Source organism: Micromonospora chalcea (assembly GCF_002926165.1).
Lineage (GTDB): Bacteria > Actinomycetota > Actinomycetes > Mycobacteriales > Micromonosporaceae > Micromonospora > Micromonospora chalcea.
Map to the genome: position 1 here is coordinate 63,293 of NZ_MAGP01000107.1, position 21,060 is coordinate 84,352.

The window sequence follows — 21,060 nt, forward strand, 5'->3', positions numbered from 1 at the left end:
GCGCGGGCGTAGGGAGCGGACGCCGGCCGCGTGGGCGAGCTGGCGGCGGTCGCGGGGTTGCGGTTAGTGCGCCTCCGGCGAGGGAGCTCCGGCTCCGGGATGGCCAGGGCTCCGTCGGCTGGTCACGGTCCGAGGGTGGTTGCGGTAGGCCATCCCGCCTGGCATCGACCCGGGCAAGCCGAGCAGACCACCGCCCGACCCGCCAGCGTCCGAACCTGTGTCAAGTCCGCTTGACGTGGCGGGCCGGGCGGCGGCCCGCTCCCCAGACGGGCGGGTCGATGGCATACGGGATGGCGGCTGGGAGCGGGTTCCCCACCGCAGGTAGGCGGAGTCGGACCCAATGCCCTATCTTTGGCTGCATGCAAGCCAGGAAACAAAAGGCCGGTTTCGTTGCCGCGCTGCTTCTTGGCGTAGTTGGAATCTGGGCAGCCACCTCCGTTCTTGCTATCCGCGATAGGGAAATTGCCCCCTACGTACCCCTGTCTGGGCTGCTCCTACTTGCTGCAGCAGCGGTGATCGCAGTCGGCTGCGGCTTCCTGAGAAGCAGTGGCGGCAACCGAGACGAGCTTAGACCCATGCAAGTCATCTCGTGGTGGTGGCTATTAGCCGGACTACTCGCCGTCATCGTAGCGGCATGGCTGTCCTTCGCAACGCTCTCATTTTTTGCGAATAGCTCACCCAGCATGGCGGACCAAGCGAAGCTCCGATTTGATGCAGTGAAGACATCGCTGACCGTAGGTGCTGGAGCCGCAGGCCTGATCGCGTTAGTCCTTGGTTTCCGGCGGCAGTGGCTAAGTGAACGCGCGCAGTCGCATCTCGAATACGATGCTCGGGAGCAGCGTGTTACAGACCTATATACCAAAGCCGCTGACCAGCTCGGCCATGATAAGGCTGCAGTTCGGCTCGCGGGCCTATACGCACTGGAACGAGTGGCTCAAGGGAATCCGGAGCACAGGCAGACAGTCGTCGACGTAATTTGTGCTTATCTGCGGATGCCTCTGCCGGCACCCGGCCCATCAGCCTCCGCCCAAGAATTAAGGCAAGGCGAAGACGGCGACTCGAACGGGCCGACAGAAGAAGCCAGAGGATTCCAAGAGGAGCTACATGTCCGCTCAGCCGCCCAAGGAATCCTCTTCAAGCACCTTAAGCGGCGCGACTCGGACTTGAAGACTAACGCGTCATTCTGGCAGGGTATAGACATAAATCTCAGCGGCGCCCACCTAAGGGCATTCGCGCTAGAAGACTCAGAACTTAGGCGTGCGGTTTTCCACGGTGCCACCTTCGAGGACGGATGCTTCTTAGCGCGCGTCACATTCAAGGGCCAGCCTTGGGGCACGCGCGGGCCCTACGGAATTGGCGGCGTCGAGTTTAACGGATGCACTTTCCGGGGTGACCTGACGCTTGAAGATGTTGAGTTCTCGGGGGATGCCTCCTTCAGTGGGGCGCAAGTACAAGGGCATGCCTACTTCGGCGGTACGACGTTCGCGGGCGAAGCCGACTTCTCCGAGGTTACCTTCGAAAGTGGCTGCCACTTCGAAGCATCTCGCTTTGATGACGCCGCAAACTTCAAATTGGCCGAGTTTCGGGGAGATTTAGAATTCAACGATGGGATAATCTTCGCCGACGGCACCACGACATTCGGCGGCTTGGAAACCAGCTTCGAGCGTGCGACCTTCTTGCGGTGCGTTGACTTCACCCGCGCGAAGTTTACGGGGAAGCCAGTTTCCGACGCAGCTACACCTAACGGAGTTAGCTTCGAGGGAGCCATCGCCAAAAAGGCCAATGACGTTAGTCGCAATTGGCCCACAGGTTGGGCTGTTAAGCCAGGGCAAGGGAAGAGTTATCTTTCGGTCGTTGCGACCACTGCATCCTCGGACGACCCTGATGTACGAGGTAATGATCAGCCGGATGATGGTGTTTCAGAGCCAACCGGCGACAAGGGCGCCGACCCTACGGGCACCACACGATCAACGCCATCCGCGGCAGGCTAGAGCACGGAGCGACAGGAACTGAGCGACCAAGCCGCTCCCCATCGCTAACGCAAGCCACGCGATTGTCCGCCGGCCCGACACGATCCCCACTTCACTGAAGCTCAACTCCGCGAGCCTAATGGCCAAGCAGAAGCTGCACTCGCCGTTGCAGGTTCCAGGTGTGGCTTGTGTCGGCGAACAACAGCCGTGCTGGCCCTTTGTTGCCCGCTACCCGGCATAGCAGCGCAACCGACAACAACATCGACGCACTCTCCGCCAACACGGCCAGGTCGCCCTCATCGAAAACATATTCGGGCTCGTGCTTCAACTTGTTGTAGGTGCCCCAGAACAGGTGCGACCACTCGCGGCTATCGCCCACCCATTCCTCGAAGCTAGGCCCAACATGGCGCACGATCGGCCAGACCCAACCGCATCCTTGACTACCCTTCCTGCAGCACTTCTCCCTTGTCCACTTCGCACTGCGTCTGTGGGCAGCAACCCAATACTCCATAGCGGCAGCGACCTCTAGGATCCGAAGAGGCGGGGAGGCTTTGCCCTGCCTGTAAGGCTCAATCATTGGGCGAACCGCCCGGAGGTGCTTTCCGCACAACACCAGCCAGCGGCGAAGAGCTGGCACTCCGCCGAGATCTTGCAGTGTCAAGAGGGGGAACTCTCGCCTCTCCGCTGGCGCGACACCGGCAGGGGTCACCATAAGCCATGCATCCCAAAGCCGTAGCTCATCTGGCGACTTCGATCGAAGATCGGGGATAGCTAGGCCGCCCTCTGCTTGGATGAAGCCCTCGAAGCAGAAAGATACTAGATCCTGCACTCTAAGTAGCGACTGGCGGAGCGCCCACAAAGATTGGGGGCGCTTGCTACGGCACGTCAACTCCACAGGAGCGTTGATCGTCCTGCGGTCTCGGTCCCCCTGCGTACTCCAGTGGGCCGAAAGTGCAAGTTCCCGCCCTCCCGAAAGAGCGATAGACTGCTCCGCCTGCGCTTCAACACGAACCGTGAATGACGCAATTCTTCCTTGGTCGTTGTGGCCTACAGATTCCCTTACATTTGAGATTCCAAACCATTGCGACATACCGTAGAAGTGCGCGGAGACAGATCTGAGACACTCACTCTGCACCTCTTCAATTGGCACGTCGGCTATTATCGTGCGTGCTCGATAGTGCCGCACCGAGGCGGCGGCCCCACCCATCCTAAGTTTCTGGCCGGCGCCCTTAACGTCAAGCATGAGCAGACCGCCGCGTTCGGTCGCCCCGGTAATTAGGCGGGGTCGCGCTATGCGCTCATGTCCCTCGTCGCGAAATGCATCCTCATCTAGGGCTGATAGTTCAATCGTGTCCGGCTTTATAAGCCGGACATATCCCCGTTCTGGTTCAGTATCGATCCCTTTGGGCTGCTTATACCATGGCCAAAACCATCCGATGGTTCCGCCTAACACGGATGAGATCTTTTCGTCCATGCCAGCGGTCACTTGGCCGCCATCTCCAGCTCGGATCCTTGCGCAGCGCTGGGCATGGAATCTTCGGCCTCTGCCTTGGACTCCTTCTTAGACGGCCAGAGAGCCGAGCCGGTGCCGCCCACCAGCACGACGAAAGCATAGGTGGAAACACTGACGAACGCCGTCCAGGACCACCAGTGTTCAGGGCGCCACAGCCAATAGAGAACGGGGGCGGCAGGCAAGCCGACTAGGAACATATAGAAGAGTTGGCTCCACTCCCGCCTCTGCTGCAAAACCTTCTGTTCTCGTTCGATCAAAGCGACCACCTGGGATCGGACATGAAGTCTGAGCCAGTCGGCTTCCTCTGAGCCGACCCCCGAATCCCGAAGGGTTTTGGCAAGTTCCAGGTTACTAGTGATTGATGCTCGGACCCGAGCTTCTCTTCGATCTTGCATCTTCGATGCGATGAGGGGCCCAAGGGCGGAAACCATCGGCGCTGCGATGCTTCCAATGATCTCCAAATTGCTAGGCAAACTTCCTCCGAAGTTCGGTGTTGTCTAACTCGGCCAGGACGGCTCGGTCGCCGTCCTGGCCGAATGCCTATCCGATGAACGTTCCTGACGGTACTAAGCGGCCTCTCCCTCGGCCTCGCCTGAAGGTCCGTGCAGCTCGTCCCGCATGTCCTGCGGCGGCTTGATCTTGGAAGCGGAGTCCTTCTTCCGAGCATCGATCACGACAGGGCGCACGTCGATATTGTGCCGATCGCTGGCGATGCGGGCGGCCTTGTGGATCTTGTTGATGTGGCTCTCAGCCATCTCGTCGTCGGTGTAGGCGATCGCGACGAAGAAGGCGACCTGGACCTCCTCGGAGATCGCGTATTGGGGGGTCTGCGCGAGGATGCCGTCCCAGAACTTGGAGTTCGACATCAGCTTCATCTCGACGAGTGCCCGGGCGACCCAGCCCTGCGCGAAGTGGAAGTCGACCGGGCCGCGGCCGGCGTTGGCCTCGCCTGTCAGACTGATGTCGTTGGCCTTGCAGTAGTGCTTCGCACAGCTGCGGAATAGCGCCTGGACCTTCTTCTCCGCCAGGGCGACCCCCTGGTGCCAGAAGATCTGCCACTCGTCCTGATGCTCGACCCCGTGGCGGAACGACTCGATCACGTCCTTGACGAAGTCCGGGAACTCATCCCGAGCCTGAGGCACCCGCGACAGGGGCGAGCGGTGGGCGATCTTCGCCCCGAGCTCCCACCACTGGGTTCGCAACTTGGGGTCATCATCGACCGGGTAGGCCGAGTGCTCCTCGTGCTCCAGGACCTTGAGGTACGAGAGGACGACCTCGGGGTTCTGCCGGGCGAGCTTCGCCTTCTCGCGGCGGCCGACGTTCCGGGCGATGTGGTAGTTCAGGTCGCCGCGGAGCTGCTCGGCGTGGTTAGCCCAGGCGTACTTCCAGAAGCCGTCGGGGGTGACGACGGGGATGTCGCGGAGGAAGCGCTTGGGGACCAGGAGCACGGGACGTCGGGTGCGCGCGAAGGGATTGATGGGCAGATCGACCTCCTTCGCGTACCACCGGGCGAACTCGTCGCTCCACTCGGCGTTGTTGACCCGGACCGTCTCCATCGGGATGTTGTGGCGACGGCAGACCTCCTGGGTGTAGGAGATGAAGGAGCTCTTGAGGATGTTGCAGACCGCGTCGCTGATGCGGTCGAGGCCCATCCCGCCCTGAAAGAGGGCGAGCATCTCCATGTGAGGGACGTTGTCGAAGCCGAGACCGAGAGCGGTCTTGATGCCGTCGAGCATCCCCTGCTGCAAGATGTGCCCAGCGCCGGCGCCCTCGGAGCTGCCGTCGGCGACGCCGAGGCAGAACTCGGCTGGCTCGGGGAACAGGAGGAAGGACTTGGCCTGCTTCCAGGCCACCGAGTTCTCGTTGCCCCCGGACTCGCGGACCAAGCGGAAGGCGGTGGCCAGGAAGTCCATCGTCTGGTTGTGAGCCTCGAACCACCGGGCCTCGGGGTCCGGCCAGATCAGGAACGGGTCGACGCAGAGGCTCGTGTCGCTGGGCAGGTAGGTGTCGAACCAGTCGTCCTGATCCGTCATCTCCACGCGGAAGTGCTGGCTGAAGCGTGCCATCGTGGGCATCCCCTCCTCAGGGGTCGCAGGGCACGCGGGCGACCGTTGTCGTCCGCGCACGCTGACGCCCACCGCCCGAGAGAATCGCCACTTCCCCTTTCAGGGCAGCGTTCTCTGCGCTAGGTTCGGCTTGAGACGACCAATCTCTGCGGAACCCCGGCGGAGGCGTCACCCCGACGCATCCGGCACCGGGGTTTTCGCGTGTGGAGAGCGTAGCAGAACGTCACGTCACGGTTCGTCAATCCTGTTTGGGTGCACATCGATGTGACTGGCGTCACGGACAAACTGGACCACCACATCTAGTGGGTTGGGAGCCCCTCGGTTCCTACATCTTGGGTGCCACGTGATTGTCGGACCGGCCGGATACAATCCGCCGCTCGACGCACCGCAGTTACCGTCCGTAACATTTACCTGCAAGTTGAATCTCTGTATGTAACGGTACGTACGTACCGGATGATCTTGCTGTGTAGAAATTCCCGAGCGAGCTTCCGACTTCATTCCAGATACTGAGACGCGAGTAGCGTCGTGCATCTCGCCGTGTCGCCCGGGACCAGTCCGCCCCGCATCGCCTCCGGAGCTCACGAACTTGGAACGCCAGTTTGGATCGGGGTGGCGCTGTCGACAGCAACGGCGACAGCAACCGGCGTGGACGAGGACGCCCGTCGACGGATGCGTGCGGACAGTCGCCCGAGGTCGCGAACGCGAACAGACGATGCCGGACGATCCGCACAGAGCTTGTAAGCGAGATGTCTCCGCTCCCGTCTCTCAGGTCCTAGGTGTGCCTCACATTGCTGCCGATTTCCTCTGTTCTGGATCAAGGCGCCGCGCTCCGCGCGGCGCTGGGCGGTGAGCCGGCCGGCGGCAAGCCGCCCCGGCCGCCTCCGGCGCCGGGGCGGAATGCCACCGACTACCGCCGGACCGCCGCCCCGAGTCTGCTGATCAGACCAGCGGCGCGATCACGGCCAGGCGGTACGGAAGCCGGACCGGTCGACCTCGTCGAGGGGCAGGGCTTCCGACTGCCGCGCCAGTCCAACCTCGGGACTGGCTTGCCCCCGGTCCGTCTCCCGCAGCCGGCGACACCCCACCGCGGACCCCTCAGCCAATCGCTACACGCACGGACTCCGCCAGACCGGACCCAGCCACCAACCCCAGCGTTCGCAGCCCCAGAAGAGCCCTCAGCGGGCAAGATCGACCTGCCCACCATCTGCCCACAACCAGTCGCCAACGGCTGGACTCAGCCGGACTTGGCCGGACGAACGACGACGGCCCCCGATCAGCATCTCTGCTGGTCAGGGGCCGCATCTGCACCTGGTGGCGGGTAGAGGATTCGAACCTCTGAAGCTTTCGCGACGGATTTACAGTCCGCTCCCATTGGCCGCTCGGGCAACCCGCCAGGGCACACCACCGCGTCGCAACGCGGCGGCGGAAGCAAGGATAGCGGTTGCCCCCGGCACTGCCGCAACCGGGTACCGTCAGGAGGTCCCACGCTGGTCAGCGCGGGACGGACCAGGACAGACCGCCGGACAGCAGGAGCATGAGCATGGCAGCGAACCCCTCGTTCGACATCGTGAGCAAGGTCGACCGGCAGGAGGTCGACAACGCTCTCCGCCAGTCGGAGAAGGAGCTCTCGACGCGGTTCGACTTCCGGGGCACGGGTGCCGAGATCTCCTGGTCGGGCGAGGAGGCGATCAGCATCCAGGCGGAGACCGAGGAGCGCGTACGGGCCGCGCTGGAGGTCTTCAAGGAGAAGCTGATCAAGCGGAACATCTCGCTGAAGTCGCTCGATGCCGGCGAGCCCAAGCAGTCGGGCAAGATCTTCAAGATCGATGCCAAGGTGGTGCAGGGCATCGACTCGGACAAGGCCAAGGCGATCAGCAAGAAGATCCGCGACGAGGGCCCGAAGGGCGTGCAGGCGCAGATCCAGGGCGACCAGCTCCGCGTCACCGGCAAGAAGAAGGACGACCTCCAGGCCGTCATCACGCTGCTCAAGGGCGAGGACTTCGGTCTGGCTCTTCAGTTCACCAACTACCGGTAAGAGACTCTGGCCAGCCTGGTCATCGGGCCGGCCTGGCCTTGCCATCCGCGCGGATGTCGGCACCAGTGGTCGTCGTCTGCTCATGATCGGCCTCCGACGGCCTGGTCACGGTCTCGGTCTGGCCCTGGTCGGCCTCTCCTCGACCCGGCGCGCGCTCCGACCCCTCGCGGGCAAGGACCGCTGATGGGACACGACCCCCTTCGGCCGGACGCATGATCGGAACGTGTTGCAGGCTCCTCGAAGACCCACGGCGGCCTACCGCAACCACCATGGACCGTGAGCCGTCGGCGGGCCTCCGTCATACCGAAGGCGGGTGCGACCGGCCGGCCGGTCGCACCCGCGAAGGGATATCTCCTAGTCCGTCGCCTCGACACCAGGCGTGGCGGACGTCGCGGGGCCGAGGACCAGGTGCGGATCGAGCACCACGCCGATTGCCTGGTCCGGTGTCAGTGGCAGAGATCCGTTCCTCGCGGTGAGGCGGAGGGACGCTGCGGACCCGTCGGGCCGGAGCAGGTCCACGCTAAGCGTCTCGTACCGCACGACCTCGGCGCCGCGCTCCGCCGGAAGCCGGTGCTCCCGGAGCGAGGTTCGTACTTTGATCTTCTCGCCCGCGGGGCCCACCTGCTGCACACAGGTGCCGCTCGCCGTGCGGGAGGGGCAGGCAGTGGTGATCATCGACGCGAGGGAGGGACCGGCGTTTCGCGTGAGCTGGACCGACAGGTGAGCGTTGCCGTTCCCGGCGCCGAGGGTGCCCTGACCCCAGTAGCCGGTGAGAGTCGTCTCTCCCTCCGTCCCGCCTTGCTTGTTCCAGTTGCTGAGCAGGTCGTGCGGGGCCGGGCCGCTCAGCTCGGGCGCCTGTCGAAGCAGCGCCGGGATGACGGCCGCGTCGATCCGGGCCCAGTCTTCGGGTGTGCCGGCGGCGGTGGTTACGGTCGGGGTGGGCGACGGCCCAGCCGGTGGCACCGGGTCGGTTTGGCGGGGTGCGCGGACGAGCGCGGTGGCCCCGATGGCCACCACGAGGACCGCCACAGCGGCCAACGCCATCCCGCTTCTGCGGTGCCGACGACGCGAGTCGACGGCGGCCCGGAGATCGTCGAGCGGTGGCTGACGGACGGCGTCGGTGATGGTGTCCACGTCGAACCCGCTGAACTCACGATCGGACATCGGCCCTCCTACGACTGGCTACGGCATCGACGGTGTCGGCTGGGGAGAGCAGCAGGGCGAGCGCCTGACGCCCCCGGGACAGCCGGGACTTGACTGTGCCGACGGAGACGCCCAGGGTTCGCGCCACCTCCTCGACCGGCAGGTCCACGAGGTAGTGCAGGGCCAGCGCGTGCCTCTGCCCGTCCGGCAGGCGCCGCAGCGCGGCCAGCAGCGCCAGATGCTCCGGCGCGCTGTCGGCGACCACCGGCGGCGACCACGTCCGTCGCAGCAGCCCGTCGAGCACCCGCCGACGCCGATGCCGGCTGCGGGCGACATTGACCGCCACCCGGCGCAGCCACGCCTCCGGGTTGTCGAGGCCGGCGAACCGGCGGGGCGCGGCGAGCGCCCGGGTGAACGCCTCCTGTACCGCCTCCTGCGCCTCGCTCAGGTCACCGGTCACCGCGTAGAGCTGAACGACCAGCCGCCGGAAACACCCGGCATAGACATCCGCGATCACGTCGTCGTCGGACACCCTCACCTCCCTGCTCAGCTTGTTCCACTCACGGCGGGGCGGAAAGGTTCCGTCGTTTCCGGCCGGCTTCTGCCCACAGGCAACTTCGTTGTTCCGGAGGGCGGGCGTGGGGTCGGGTGGTAGCCATGACCTCCGCGCTGCTCCTCCCCTACCGTCCGGTGCTCGGCCATCCCATGCTGCGCCGGCTGCTGCCGGGCCTCGCCACGTCCGCGCTCGGTGACGGGCTGGCCCTGGTCGCGGTGACGTGGCTGGCGCTGCAACTCGCCCCGGAGGGGCAGCGCGGCACCTGGACCGCGTTGGCGGTGGCGGCGTACACGCTGCCGGGCGCGGCCGGTGCGGTGCTGCTCGGTCGCTGGCTGGGTGGGCGGAGCGGGGCTCAGCTCGCGGGCTGGGACGCCACGGTACGGGCGGCCGCGCTGGGCGCGATCCCGGCCGCACACCTCGTCGGGGTGCTGGACGCCGGTCTCTACGTCGCCCTGCTGGCGGTGTCCTCGCTGTTGCACCCGTGGGGGTCGGCCGGTCGGTTCACGCTCGTGGCCGAGCTGCTGCCGCAGCGGCACCACCTGGCCGCGAACGCGCTGCTCGGGACCCTCGGCCAGGCGGCGACGATCGTGGGGCCGCCGCTGGCCGGTCTGCTCATCGCCGGGGTGGGCCCGGTGTGGGTGATCGCGATCGACGCGGTCAGCTTCGCCGTGCTGGCCGTCAGCTACCGCCTTGTCGTCCCGACCACCCGCCACGCGGGAACAGCCCGCCACACAGGCAGCGCGGGCACAGACCGCCACGCGAGCAACGCGGGCACGGGCAACCGCGCAGAACGGCCGGCCTCCGGATTCCGGATCATCGCGCGGGACCGGTCGCTGCTCGGTCTGCTGTCGCTGTCCTTCGCGTTCTTCTTCCTCTTCGGCCCGTTCTACGTGGCCATGCCGGTGCACGTCACCGACGACCTGCACGCCTCCGCCGGAACGCTCGCGGCCTACTACACCGCGTTCGGCGTCGGCTCGCTGCTCGGCGGGCTGCTCACCGGGCACCTGCGCGGCTGGCCGCCGCGGACCACGCTCGCCGGCATCGTGGCGTTGTTCGGCACCGCGCTGCTGCCGCTCGGCCTGGGCGCACCGGTGGTGCTGTCACTGTCCGCGTTCGCGCTCGCCGGGCTGGTCTGGGCCCCCTACCAGCCGACCGTGACGGTGTTGTTCCAGCGCCGGGCCGGGGCCGCCGACCTGCCTCGCGTACTGGCGGCGAACGGGGCTCTCCTGGTGCTGTCGGTGCCGCTGGGCACCATGCTCGGCGGTCCGGCGACCGCGTTGCTCGGGGCGCGGCCCACCCTGCTGACGTGCGCGGTGGCGATCCTCGTCCTGGGCCTGCTCGTGGCCGGGCGCCCCGGGTGGGGAGGCGCCGGGAGGGGACCGGGCCGCCGGCCGGCGCACCCGGACGCCACCGGTCAGGCGGCCAGTGACTGCTCGGCGCGTACCGCTGTGGCCTCGGCCCGGGCGATCGGCCCGGCGGGCAGCGCGGCGACCGCGGCCCCGGCGGCGACCGCCACCCCGGCGAAGACGAACGCCCAGGACACGCCGCCGGCGTGGTCGATGATCAGGCCGGCGATCGAGCCGCCGGCGGCGCTCGCCGCGACCGACATGGTCACCACCCAGGTGTACGCCTCGTTCAGCATGCCGGCCGGGGCGATCCGCCCGACCAGTGTGTTCTCCAGAGTGAGCGCGGGGGCGATGGCCGCGCCGCCGAGCACCAGCGCGACGCCGAGCGCGGCCGGGCCGGGCATCACCGCGAAGACGGCGAAGCTGGCCGCGACGGTGCCGAGCAGCCAGGCGAACTGGCGGGTCATGTTGGCGGCGGGCTTGCGTACGCCGAACCAGAAACCACCGATGGCGCTGCCGATGCCCCAGACGGCGAGCAGCACGCCGGCCAGGCTTTCCGGGTCGTCGGCGCCGGAGTTCCCGGCGAAGGCCGGGACGATGACGCCGGAGGCGCCGAAGGCGATGCCGAGGCTGGCCACGCAGAGCAGCAGCGCGGGGAAGCCGCCGATCCGCAGCGGGCCGAGGCCCCGGGCGTGGTGCTCGCGCGGGTGCGGGCGCCAGCCGCGCATGACCCGGCCGAACGCGACGGCGCCGGTGCCGACCAGGGTGACCACGGCGGCGCCGACGAGCGCGGCGGAGGCGTCGGCGAACAGCACGAACCCGGCCACCAGCAGCGGGCCGATCACGAAGACGACCTCGAAGAGGGTGGTCTCGGCGGCGAGCGCGGTGTTGCGCAGGTGCGCCCGGCCGGTGGCGGGGGCGGTGAGGTCGTTCCAGGCGCCCCGGATCGCGGCGGTGAGCGGCGGGTACGTGGCGCCGGCCAGGCCCGCCGCCAGGTAGATCAGCGGGAGGTTGCCGGTGCCGGAGCGGGTGGCGACGAGCAGCCCGATCAGGGCGAGCGGGTGGGCCAGCGCGGTGGCCAGCAGGACGGGGGTGGGGCCGACCCGGTCGGCGATGCGTCCGGCGACCGGGCTGAGCGCGGCGCCGGAGAGCGCGTAGATGCCGCCGGCGACGGCGGCCAGGGAGTAGCGGCCGGTGACCTGCTCGACGACGAGCAGCAGCGCCAGCGGGGTCATGCCGATCCCGAGCCGTCCGATGATGCCGAGGATCAGCAGCATCGGCGCGCCGGGGATCCGCCAGACGCCCTGGTACTGGCGCAGTGCGGCCACGGTCGACCTCCGAGGGAGTAATGGGTGGGAGACGTTTCGACCCTAACGGCGCGGCCTGATCGGGGGAAACGCATTGTGCCGGGACACACCACCGCGCCCGCGTCCTGGGGACGCGGGCGCGGTGCGGGCGTACGGCGGGTCAGCGCTGGAACTGCACCGGCCCGGAGTTGCGGGCCATCTGCTCCAGGCGGGCCACCCGCTGCTCCATCGGCGGGTGGGTGGCGAACATCGCGGCGATGCCGCCGCCCCGCTTGAACGGGTTGTCGATCATCAGGTGCGCGGTGCTGGCGAGCTGGCCCTGCGGCGCGAGCGGGCGCGCCTGCGTACCCATGTGGATCTTGCGGAGGGCACTGGCCAGGGCCAGCGGGTCGCGGCTCAGCTCAGCGCCGGACTGGTCGGCCTGGAACTCCCGGCTCCGGCTGATCGCGAGCTGGATCACCGTGGCGGCGATCGGGCCGAGGATCAGCGTGAGCAGCAGCACGGCCGGGTTCGGGCCGTCCTCGTCGTCGGACGAGCCCAGCGGGATGAACCAGGCGAGGTTCGCCAGCATGGTGATGATGCCGGCCAGGCCGGCCGCCACGCTGGAGATCAGGATGTCCCGGTTGTAGACGTGCGACAGCTCGTGGCCGATCACGCCACGCAGCTCCCGGTAGTCCAGGATCTCCACGATTCCCTGGGTCACGCAGACCGCCGCGTTCTCCGGGTTACGGCCGGTGGCGAACGCGTTGGGCTGCGAGGTCGGGCTCACGTACAGCCGGGGCATCGGCTTGCCGGCGAGCGTCGACAGCTCCCGCACCATCTGGTAGAGCTCGGGGAACTGTGCCTCGCTGACCGGTTGCGCCTTCATCGAGCGCAGTGCGAGCTTGTCGGAGAAGAAGTAGGTGACGCCGTTCATCAGCAACGAGACGACGACGGCGATGACGAGACCGCCGCTACCGCCGAACCAGTAGCCGATCGCGAGGATCAGCGAGGTCAACAGGCCGAGCAGCGCTGCGGTCTTGAGACGGTTGTGATGCACGATCTCTCCTTCGGTGCGCGGGCCCTTGCGGGAGGCCCGCTGACCGGTTCAACGCACCGGTACCCGTCAACCATCCGGCTCATGGCTGAAAGTTGGCTGGATGTTGCTGTGCACACGCTGAAGCGGTCGCCCACCAGGGCACGAACCGGTCAGCGCGCCGCCACGTCCAGCACCAGCTGCGGTGCGAAACCGATCACCACCGCCGCCACGGTGGCCACGCCGAGCGCCAGCGCCACGGTCCGCGCCGGCCGGACCGCCGCCGCGCCCGTGGGCGTCGCGTAGAGGGACGCGGTGACCCGCAGGTAGTAGGCCAGGCCGATCACCGCGTTCAACGCCACCACCAGCGCCAGCCACCCCGCGTGCCCGGCCAGCAGCGCGCGTACCACTGTCACCTTGGCGAACAGCCCGGCCAGGCCCGGCGGCAGGCCGGCCAGCCCGATCAGCGCCAGCGCGAACGCGCCGCCCACCCACGGGTGCCGCCGCGCCGCGCCGCGCAGGTCGGCCAGCGTGCCGCCGTCGCCGTCCGCCGGGCGCAACGCCACCACCGCCGCGAACGCGGCAAGCTCCAGCAGCACGAAGAAGATCGCGTACGCGACGGCTGCCGCGTACGCGGCCGTGCGCGCGTCGCCGGTGCGGCCCGCGGCCAGCGCCAGCGCGCCCAGCGGGGCGAGAATGTACCCCGCCTGGGCCACCGACGACCAGGCGAGCAACCGCACGGTACGCCGCTGACGCAGCGCCACCAGGTTGCCGACGGTCATGGTCAGCACCGCCAGCGCCGCCAGCACCGGGCCGGTCATGTCTCCCGGCAGCGCGCGCTGCACCACCGCCAGCAGCGCCACCACGCCACCGAGCTTGGAGGCGGTCGACAGGTACGCGGCCACCGGCAGCGGCGCGCCGTCGTACGTGGCGGGGGCCCAGGCGTGGAACGGCACGGCGGCGACCTTGAACGCCAGCCCGGCCACCACGAGCGCCGCCGCGACGCCGGTCAGCGGCAGGTCGGTCAGGTCGGCGCGGTCGGCCAGCGTGGCGCCGAGCCGGTCCAGGTGCAGCGTGCCGGCGACCGCGTAGAGCAGCGCCGCGCCGAGCAGCGTCACAGTGGTGGCGACCACGCTGACCACGAAGAACGTCACCGCCGCTTCGGCGCCGGCGAGGCTGCCCCGGCGCAGGCCGACCAGCACGTACAGCGGGAGCGTCAGCGTCTCCAGCGCCACGATCAGCGTGATCAGGTCACCGGCGGCGCCGAGCACCACGCCGCCGGTCATCGCGCAGGCGAGCAGGAAGCAGTATTCCCCTACCGGGGTGCGCCCGGCGCGCAGCAGCGGGCCGGACAGCGCCAGCACGCCGAGCGTGAGCAGGGCGATCACGGCCCCGACAAGCGCCGCTCGCCCGCCCCACACCCAGGAGCAGTCGTCGCCGACGCAGAACGTGCGCCGGGTCCCGGCCGTGCCGACGAGCGTCGCGCCGGCAGCCGTACCGGCCGCGCCGAGCGCCGCCACCGCGACCGTGACGGCGGGCCGCGCCACCAGCAGGTCGCCCAGCAGCACCAGCACTGCGGTGCCGGCGGCCAGGTACGCGGGCAGCATCGCCACGTTGTCGACGCTCTGCACCAGGCTCATGGGACGACCCCCAGCAGCGCCTCCACCGGACCGGAGGCGTACGACAGCACGAGCGCCGGGGCCAGGCCGACCGCGAGCGCGAGCAGCACCAGCGGCGCCCAGGCGGTCAGTTCCGCACCGGCCAGCCCGGGTGCGAGCCCCGCCACCGCCGGGCTGGGCCGCCCGTGCGAAACCCGGCGCAGCAGCCGCAAGAAGTACGCGGCGGTGAGCGCCCCGCCCAGCGCGGCCAGCACGGCGAGCGTCAGCCAGAGCGGGCCGCCCCGCCGCACGGCGGCGACCACGGCGAACGCCTCGCCCCAGAACCCGGCCAGGCCGGGCAGCCCCAGCGAGGCGACAGCCGCGAAGCCGAGCAGCCCGGCCAGCCGGGGCGCGGTCTCCCGCAGCCCGGACAGGTCGGCCAGCGAGCCGGTGTGCGCGCGGTCCTTGACCGCGCCGGCCAGGAAGAACAGCAGGGCGGTGATGACGCCGTGGGCGATGTTGCCGATCAGCGCGGCCTGGAGCCCGGTGGCGGTGAGCGTGGCGATCCCGAGCAGCACGAAGCCCATGTGGCCGACGCTGGAGTACGCGATCAGCCGCTTCAGGTCGTCCTGGGCCAGGCAGACCAGGCCACCGATCAGAATGGCGGCGACGGCGAGCACGCCGAGCACCGGCGCGGCCCAGCGGGCGCCCTCCGGAGCCACCCCCACGGCGACCCGGATCATGCCGTACGTGCCCATCTTGAGCAGCACCCCGGCGAGGATCACGCTGCCGACCGTCGGCGCCTGGGTGTGCGCGTCGGGCAGCCACGAGTGCAGCGGCCAGAGCGGGCTCTTCACCGCGAACGCGAGCGCCAGCAGCGTGAACGCGGCGAGCTGGGTGCCCCGGGACAGCCCGGCGCCGCCGGTGAGCGCGACCAGGTCGGCGGTGCCCGCGGCGGCCACCACCACGTAGACGCCGACCAGCAGCAGCACCGAGCCGAACAGCGTGTAGAGCGCGAACTTGCGGGCCGCGCGCCGCCGGTCCGCGCCGCCCCAGCCGGCGATCACCGCGTACATCGGCAGCAGGACGACCTCGAAGAACAGGAAGAACAACACCAGGTCGAGCGCGAGGAACGTGCCGAGGATGCCGACCTCGACCACCAGCAGCAACGCCACCAGCGCCCGCCCGCTGCCGCCGCCGGTCGGCACCCGCCACAGCGTGTACGCGCAGCACAGCAGCGTGAGCAGCGCGGTCAGCACCACCAGCGGCCAGGAGATACCGTCCACGCCCAGGTGGAAGCGCAGGTCGAGCCCGGGCACCCACGGCAGGTCGACCTGGTGCCAGGGCTGCACCGCCGGGCGGGGCCCGTACCCGAACCAGCCGTGGTCACCGCCGACCAGCGGCAGCGTCGCCAGCAGCGTCAACGCGGCGGCGACGGTGCCGACCACCCGGCCGGCCCGGTCACCGGGCACGACCGCGGTGGCCAGCGCGCCGAGCGCCGGGACCGCCACCACGGCGACCAGCAGGACCTGCCCGAACGTCATGACGTGACTCCGATCAGGGCGACCGCGAGGCCGATCAGCAGCGCGCCCGCCAGCACCCCGGCCGCCGCCCGCGGCAGCGCCGCCCGGTGCAGCGCGGCCAGGCCACCGCCCACCTCGACCGCCGTCCGGCCGCTGCCCTCGACCAGCCCGTCCACGCCCAGTTCGTCACCGGTACGCACGACCCGCGCGAGCGCGCCCACCGGGCGTACGACCAGGGTGTGCTGGACGTCGTCGAGCCGGAACGCCCGGACGAAGACCGGCCGCAGCGGACCCAGGAAGCGGGCCGGATCGGCGGCCGGGTCGCGGCGCCAGCCCGCCCAGGCGACGCCCGCGCCGACGAGCAGCAGCAGGAACGGCAGGACCAGGTTCGGCGCGAGGTGCACCAGTTCGACCGCCTCGCCGGTGTCGTCGCCCGGCACGCGCAGCCGGTCGGCGAACCACGGCGCGAACGCGGCCAGGCCGAGCAGCGCGGCCGGGACCGTGAGCAGCAGCACCGGCCAGCGCAGCAGCGCGGGCGGGTCGTGCGGGCGCAGCAGCGGCGTGCGGGTCGTGCCGAGGAACGTGCGCAGCAGCAGCCGGGTCGCGTACCAGGCGGTCACCGCCACGCCGACCAGCCCGGCCAGCCAGACCAGCCAGCCGACCCAGGCCGCGCTCGGCCCGGCGCCGTCGAGCGCGGCCGCCTCGGCGGCGGCGAGCACGCCGTCCTTGCTCCAGAAACCCGAGAGCGAGGGTACGCCGGCGAGCGCGCCCAGGCCGACCACAGTGCACCAGAACGTCACCGGCATGGCGGTACGCAGGCCGCCCATCCGGGACATCAGCGTGGTGCCGACGGCGTGGATCACCGCACCGGCGGCGAGGAACAGCAGCGCCTTGAACGCGGCGTGGGTGAGCAGGTGGAACAGCGCGGCAGCCGGTGCGCCGACCGCCAGCGCGCCGGTCATGTAGCCGATCTGCGACACGGTCGACCAGGCGAGCACGCGCTTGATGTCGTCCTGCGCGGTGGCGGCGAACGCGCCGAGCAGCATCGTGATCGCGGCCATCACGCCCAGCACGGCGAGCGCGGCCGGGGCGCGCTCGAACAGCGGGAACAGGCGGGCCACCGCGTACACCCCGGCGGCGACCATCGTCGCGGCGTGGATCAGCGCGGACACCGGCGTCGGACCGGCCATCGCGTCCGGCAGCCAGGTGTGCAGCGGGAACTGGGCGCTCTTGCCCGCCACCCCGGCGAGCAGCAGCAGGCAGGCGGCGGTGAGCGTGCCGGTGCCGTAGTCGTGCGCCAGCACGTCGGCGATCCGGAAGCTGCCCGCGCCCACGCCGAGCAGCGCGATGCCGAGCAGGAAACCGACGTCACCCACGCGGGTGACAAGGAACGCCTTCACCGCCGCGCCGGGCGCCTCGGGCAGCCGCCGGTCGTGGGCGATGAGCAGGTACGAGCAGACGCCCATCACCTCCCAGCCGGCCAGCAGCATGATCAGGTCGCCGGACACCACCACGGTGAGCATGGCGGCGGTGAAGAGGCTCAACTGCGCCGCGTACGGCGGGTAGCGGTGGTCGACGTCCACGTCGTCGTGCGGGCCCCGGCGCAGGTAGCCGATCGAGTAGACCTGCACGGCCAGCGCGACAGCCGCCACGGCCGTCGCGACGAGCACTGCCACGCCGTCCAGCCGCAGGCCGAGCGTGACCCGCAGTCCGCCCAGGTCGATCCAGGTCGTGGACGCCTCGACCGGGGCGTCCACGCGGACCAGCAGTGCCAGCGCGGCCAGCAGCGACACCGCCGCCCCGGCCACGCCCAGTGCGACAGCCGTCCGCCGGGCCGACGCCCGGTCGTGGCTCGGGGCGGGCGGCAGCAGCAGACCGAGCAGCCCGGCGACCAGCGCGGCGGCCGGCAGCACCGCCGCGAGCCACAGCGTCGGCGTGCTCACCGGACCGCTCCTTCCGGGCGCTCGGCCGGGGTCACCGCGGGTGCCGGCTCGGCCAGCGGCACGTCGTCGACTGTGACGCTGGCGCGCAGCCGGTAGAGCTGGAGCACGATGGCCAGCCCGACACCGATCTCGGCGGCGGCGAGCACGATCACGAACAGCGCGAACACCTGACCGGAGTGCGGCAGCGCGGCCTTCACAGTGGTGTCGGCGGTGACCAGCACCAGGTTCACCGCGTTGAGCATCAGCTCCACCGCCATCAGCACCAGGACGGCGTTGCGGCGGCGCAGTACGCCGTACACGCCGAGGCCGAACAGCAGCGCGGCGGTGACGTACGGGATGACCGGCCTCACTGGCGCCCGCCCTCGTCGGCGGACCGGCGGCCGATGTCGGGGCGGGAGAGCACGATCGCGCCGACCAGCGCGGCCAGCAGCAGCACCGACAGCACCTCGAACGGCAGCACCCAGGAACGGAACACCTGCTCGCCGAGGCGCTCGGCGGTGCCGGCGGCCGGCAGGTCCACCCGGGACCAGCGGAACGCGTCGATCAGCAGCACCGCCAGGCCGAGGCCGCTACCGCCGCCGACCAGCGCGGCGGCCCAGCCCGGCCGGTCCAGGTCGTCCGACGGGCCGATCGGCGCGCGGGTCAGCATCACCGCGAACAACAGCAGCACCACCACCGCGCCGACGTAGATGAGCACCTGCACCCAGGCCACCAGCTCAGCGGTCAGCACCAGGTAGTCACCGGCGAGCGCGCCCAGGCACACCACCAGCCACAACCCGGCCCGGACCAGGTGGCGGGTCGCGACCACCAGCGCGCCCGCGCCCACCGCCACCGCGCCCAGCGCCAGCAGCAGCACGTCCGCACCGGTCATGAGGCAGTGCCTCCGCCCGGATCGGTGGCGGCGTCGGGGCGTACCCGGGAAGGAGCCGGACGGGCCGACGGACCCGCCGCCTTCCGGGCGGCGGTGGTCTCCTCCTTGGAGGGGTCGCCGAGCGGGTCGTGCGCCGGCGGCGGCGGGACGGTGGCCATCCACTCGCCCAGGTGGTCCTTGTCGTGCAGCAGGTCCTTGATGTCGTACTCGGCGTACTCGAACTCGGGCGACCAGTAGAGCGCGTCGAACGGGCAGACCTCGACGCAGATGCCGCAGTACATGCAGAGCGAGAAGTCGATGTCGAACTTGTCGAGCACGTTGCGCTGGCGGGGGCGGGCGGCGCCGGGCACCGCCACCTCCTCCTTGTGCGAGTCGATGTAGATGCACCAGTCCGGGCACTCGCGCGCGCAGAGCATGCAGACCGTGCAGTTCTCCTCCAGCAGCGCGATCACGCCACGGGAGCGCGGCGGCAGCTCGGGCGCCACATCCGGGTACTGCTGGGTGGTCGAGCGGCGGGTCATCGTCTTCAACGTGACCGCCAGGCCCTTCACCAGACCGCCGCCGGGCACTCCACCGTGCTCGCTCATGCCGCCCATCCTGCCCTGTGACCCGGGCGCGCGCGACCACCACCCGGCGCTTTGGCCCGGGCGTGCAGCCGGATCACGCCTCGCCGGGTGTGAGTGGGGGCAGCATCTCCACGCCGAGCTGCTGGAGCACCTGGAACAGCTCGTTGACGCTCCACACGTCCACGATCCGCCCGTCGTCGTCGAAGCGCAGGAACGTCGCGCCCGAATAGCTGACCACCCGGCCGGTCGGCGGCACCGGACCGAACTGGCCCGCCTGGGTGCCGGCAGCCCGCCAGCGGACCGCCACCCGCGTACCGGCCGCCACCACGTCGACGATCTTGTAGCGCAGGTCGGGGAACGACGCCCGCCGGTCCCGGTGCCACGCCAGCATCGCCGCCGGGCCGGTGCCGCCCAGGCCCGGGCACTCCGCCGCCACCAGCTCGTACGCGCTCTCCTCGCGCCCGGCGTTCCACACGTCGGCGACGAAACGCCGGGCCGCCGTCTCCACATCGGTCACGGCGGGCAGCCTATGCCTCTTTGTGACGCGCTCGACCTGCCGGGAGCCGCCCGAGCGACCATGATGGGAGCGAAAAGCGAACTCGGAGGTAGAGCGTGGGCGGCAGCGACGACGAGGTCCTGGACCGGACCGGCGGCAAGTACGTGGAGCCGGGTGGCGAGTTCACCCGCGACCAGCGCTACATCGCCACCCGGATCACCGCCGACGGGCGGGACGGCTGGCCGGTGGAACCGGGGCGCTACCGGCTGGCGGTCAGCCGGGCCTGCCCCTGGGCCAACCGGCTGATCATCGTCCGGCGCCTGCTCGGGCTGGAGGACGCCATCTCGATGGCAGTGGCCGGGCCGACCCACGACAAGCGGAGCTGGACGTTCGACCTGGACCCGGACGGCAAGGACCCGGTGCTCGGCATCGAGCGGCTCGCCGACGCCTACTTCGCCCGCTTCCCCGGCTACGAGCGCGGCATCACCGTCCCGGCGCTCGTCGACGTGCCCAGCGGGCAGGTCGTGACGAACGACTACGCCCAGATGAGCCTGGACCTCACGACGGAGTGGACGGCGTACCACCGTCCCGGCGCGCCGGACCTCTACCCGGAGCCGCTGCGCGCCGAGATCGACGAGGTGAACGCGGTCGTCTTCGCGGACGTCAACAACGGCGTCTACCGGTGCGGCTTCGCCGGCAGCCAGGAGGCGTACGACAAGGCGTACCACCGGCTGTTCGACCGGCTGGACTGGCTGAGCGAACGGCTGGCCGGGCAGCGGTACCTGGTCGGCGACACGATCACCGAGGCGGACGTACGGCTGTTCACCACGCTCGTCCGCTTCGACCCGGTCTACCACGGGCACTTCAAGTGCAACCGGCAGAAGCTCAGCGAGATGCCGGTGCTGTGGGCGTACGCGCGGGACCTGTTCACCACGCCCGGGTTCGGCGACACCATCGACTTCGACCACATCAAGCGGCACTACTACGAGGTCCACCGGGACATCAACCCGACCGGGATCGTGCCGCTCGGCCCCGACCTGAGCAACTGGCTCACCCCGCACGGCCGGGAGGAACTGGGCGGCCGCCCCTTCGGCGACGGCACCCCACCCCCC

The 21,060-nt window shown here is 69.8% G+C and carries 17 protein-coding genes, 1 tRNA gene and 2 pseudogenes; 4 read left to right on the top strand and 16 right to left on the bottom strand.

Going from position 1 to position 21,060, the window contains the following annotated elements; translation table 11 throughout:
- Positions 1-359 precede the first annotated feature (359 nt).
- Positions 360-1,991, top strand: coding sequence for a pentapeptide repeat-containing protein (locus BAW75_RS13305; protein ID WP_167435565.1), 1,632 nt, complete (start codon positions 360-362; stop codon positions 1,989-1,991).
- Between the two features lie 115 nt (positions 1,992-2,106).
- Here BAW75_RS13305 and BAW75_RS32885 read toward each other — a convergent pair whose 3' ends face one another.
- From BAW75_RS32885 to BAW75_RS13325, 5 genes and pseudogenes are all read right to left on the bottom strand, one after another.
- Positions 2,107-2,349 (bottom strand): hypothetical protein, encoded by a 243-nt coding sequence (locus BAW75_RS32885; RefSeq protein WP_104113765.1) that lies wholly within the window; start codon positions 2,347-2,349, stop codon positions 2,107-2,109.
- A 411-nt stretch (positions 2,350-2,760) separates the two neighbouring features.
- Positions 2,761-3,444, bottom strand: a pseudogene (locus BAW75_RS33465) (ApeA N-terminal domain 1-containing protein); the annotation flags it as partial.
- An 8-nt stretch (positions 3,445-3,452) separates the two neighbouring features.
- On the bottom strand, positions 3,453-3,740 hold the full coding sequence (locus BAW75_RS13315; protein WP_146074837.1) for a hypothetical protein: 288 nt from the start codon (positions 3,738-3,740) through the stop codon (positions 3,453-3,455).
- A 309-nt stretch (positions 3,741-4,049) separates the two neighbouring features.
- A complete protein-coding gene (locus BAW75_RS13320) occupies positions 4,050-5,549 on the bottom strand; it encodes a hypothetical protein (RefSeq protein ID WP_146074838.1) in 1,500 nt (499 codons plus the stop codon).
- A 1,309-nt stretch (positions 5,550-6,858) separates the two neighbouring features.
- A tRNA-Tyr gene (locus tag BAW75_RS13325) sits at positions 6,859-6,942 on the bottom strand.
- A gap of 147 nt (positions 6,943-7,089) precedes the next feature.
- Between BAW75_RS13325 and BAW75_RS13330 the strand changes: the two genes are divergently transcribed.
- A complete protein-coding gene (locus BAW75_RS13330) occupies positions 7,090-7,584 on the top strand; it encodes a YajQ family cyclic di-GMP-binding protein (RefSeq protein ID WP_064446624.1) in 495 nt (164 codons plus the stop codon).
- Between the two features lie 354 nt (positions 7,585-7,938).
- Here the strand turns inward: BAW75_RS13330 and BAW75_RS13335 are convergent, their stop codons facing one another.
- The gene (locus tag BAW75_RS13335; RefSeq protein WP_146074839.1) at positions 7,939-8,718 is read right to left on the bottom strand and encodes a hypothetical protein; all 780 of its coding nucleotides are present in this window, start codon (positions 8,716-8,718) and stop codon (positions 7,939-7,941) included.
- 16 nt (positions 8,719-8,734) lie between these two features.
- A complete protein-coding gene (locus BAW75_RS13340) occupies positions 8,735-9,259 on the bottom strand; it encodes an RNA polymerase sigma factor (protein ID WP_043328223.1) in 525 nt (174 codons plus the stop codon).
- A gap of 125 nt (positions 9,260-9,384) precedes the next feature.
- On the opposite strand from BAW75_RS13340, the pseudogene BAW75_RS13345 reads away from it, so the two are divergent.
- Positions 9,385-10,632: pseudogene (locus BAW75_RS13345) on the top strand (MFS transporter); the annotation flags it as partial.
- A 65-nt stretch (positions 10,633-10,697) separates the two neighbouring features.
- Here BAW75_RS13345 and BAW75_RS13350 read toward each other — a convergent pair.
- The 9 genes from BAW75_RS13350 to BAW75_RS13390 all read right to left on the bottom strand — a co-directional run bounded on the left by BAW75_RS13350 (position 10,698) and on the right by BAW75_RS13390 (position 19,969).
- Positions 10,698-11,957 (bottom strand): MFS transporter, encoded by a 1,260-nt coding sequence (locus tag BAW75_RS13350; RefSeq protein WP_104113769.1) that lies wholly within the window; start codon positions 11,955-11,957, stop codon positions 10,698-10,700.
- Positions 11,958-12,096: 139 nt separating this feature from the next.
- Positions 12,097-12,975, bottom strand: coding sequence for a zinc metalloprotease HtpX (gene htpX / locus BAW75_RS13355; RefSeq protein WP_064446626.1), 879 nt, complete (start codon positions 12,973-12,975; stop codon positions 12,097-12,099).
- Between the two features lie 149 nt (positions 12,976-13,124).
- Positions 13,125-14,591: an NADH-quinone oxidoreductase subunit N gene (locus tag BAW75_RS13360; protein ID WP_104113770.1), complete on the bottom strand. Its 1,467-nt coding sequence runs from the start codon at positions 14,589-14,591 to the stop codon at positions 13,125-13,127.
- Positions 14,588-16,093, bottom strand: a complete 1,506-nt coding sequence (locus tag BAW75_RS13365) for a complex I subunit 4 family protein (protein WP_104113771.1) — start codon at positions 16,091-16,093, stop codon at positions 14,588-14,590. The genes BAW75_RS13360 and BAW75_RS13365 overlap by 4 nt, the downstream gene beginning before the upstream one ends.
- Entirely contained in the window at positions 16,090-18,015 is a 1,926-nt protein-coding gene (locus BAW75_RS13370; protein ID WP_104113772.1) for an NADH-quinone oxidoreductase subunit 5 family protein, read from the bottom strand. The genes BAW75_RS13365 and BAW75_RS13370 overlap by 4 nt, the downstream gene beginning before the upstream one ends.
- Positions 18,012-18,365, bottom strand: a complete 354-nt coding sequence (gene nuoK, locus BAW75_RS13375) for an NADH-quinone oxidoreductase subunit NuoK (RefSeq protein WP_069088037.1) — start codon at positions 18,363-18,365, stop codon at positions 18,012-18,014. Before nuoK ends, BAW75_RS13370 begins: the two co-directional genes overlap by 4 nt.
- Positions 18,362-18,886, bottom strand: coding sequence for an NADH-quinone oxidoreductase subunit J family protein (locus tag BAW75_RS13380; protein WP_104113773.1), 525 nt, complete (start codon positions 18,884-18,886; stop codon positions 18,362-18,364). Before BAW75_RS13380 ends, nuoK begins: the two co-directional genes overlap by 4 nt.
- On the bottom strand, positions 18,883-19,473 hold the full coding sequence (locus BAW75_RS13385) for a NuoI/complex I 23 kDa subunit family protein (RefSeq protein WP_051611348.1): 591 nt from the start codon (positions 19,471-19,473) through the stop codon (positions 18,883-18,885). Before BAW75_RS13385 ends, BAW75_RS13380 begins: the two co-directional genes overlap by 4 nt.
- 73 nt (positions 19,474-19,546) lie before the next feature.
- On the bottom strand, positions 19,547-19,969 hold the full coding sequence (locus BAW75_RS13390; RefSeq protein ID WP_064446631.1) for an ester cyclase: 423 nt from the start codon (positions 19,967-19,969) through the stop codon (positions 19,547-19,549).
- A gap of 95 nt (positions 19,970-20,064) precedes the next feature.
- On the opposite strand from BAW75_RS13390, the gene BAW75_RS13395 reads away from it, so the two are divergent.
- Positions 20,065-21,060 (top strand): glutathione S-transferase family protein (locus tag BAW75_RS13395; protein WP_104113774.1); only part of this gene is annotated, 996 nt, incomplete at its 3' end.

What these genes read in the sequence shown, in the direction of transcription:
- BAW75_RS13305 (WP_167435565.1), top strand. Translation starts at nt 360, where the DNA reads ATGCAAGCCAGGAAACAAAAGGCCGGTTTCGTTGCCGCGCTGCTTCTT.
- BAW75_RS13365 (WP_104113771.1), bottom strand. Translation starts at nt 16,093, where the DNA reads ATGACGTTCGGGCAGGTCCTGCTGGTCGCCGTGGTGGCGGTCCCGGCG.
- BAW75_RS13385 (WP_051611348.1), bottom strand. Translation starts at nt 19,473, where the DNA reads ATGAGCGAGCACGGTGGAGTGCCCGGCGGCGGTCTGGTGAAGGGCCTG.
- BAW75_RS13360 (WP_104113770.1), bottom strand. Translation starts at nt 14,591, where the DNA reads ATGAGCCTGGTGCAGAGCGTCGACAACGTGGCGATGCTGCCCGCGTAC.
- BAW75_RS13380 (WP_104113773.1), bottom strand. Translation starts at nt 18,886, where the DNA reads ATGACCGGTGCGGACGTGCTGCTGCTGGCGCTGGGCGCGGTGGCGGTG.
- BAW75_RS13330 (WP_064446624.1), top strand. Translation starts at nt 7,090, where the DNA reads ATGGCAGCGAACCCCTCGTTCGACATCGTGAGCAAGGTCGACCGGCAG.
- BAW75_RS13320 (WP_146074838.1), bottom strand. Translation starts at nt 5,549, where the DNA reads ATGGCACGCTTCAGCCAGCACTTCCGCGTGGAGATGACGGATCAGGAC.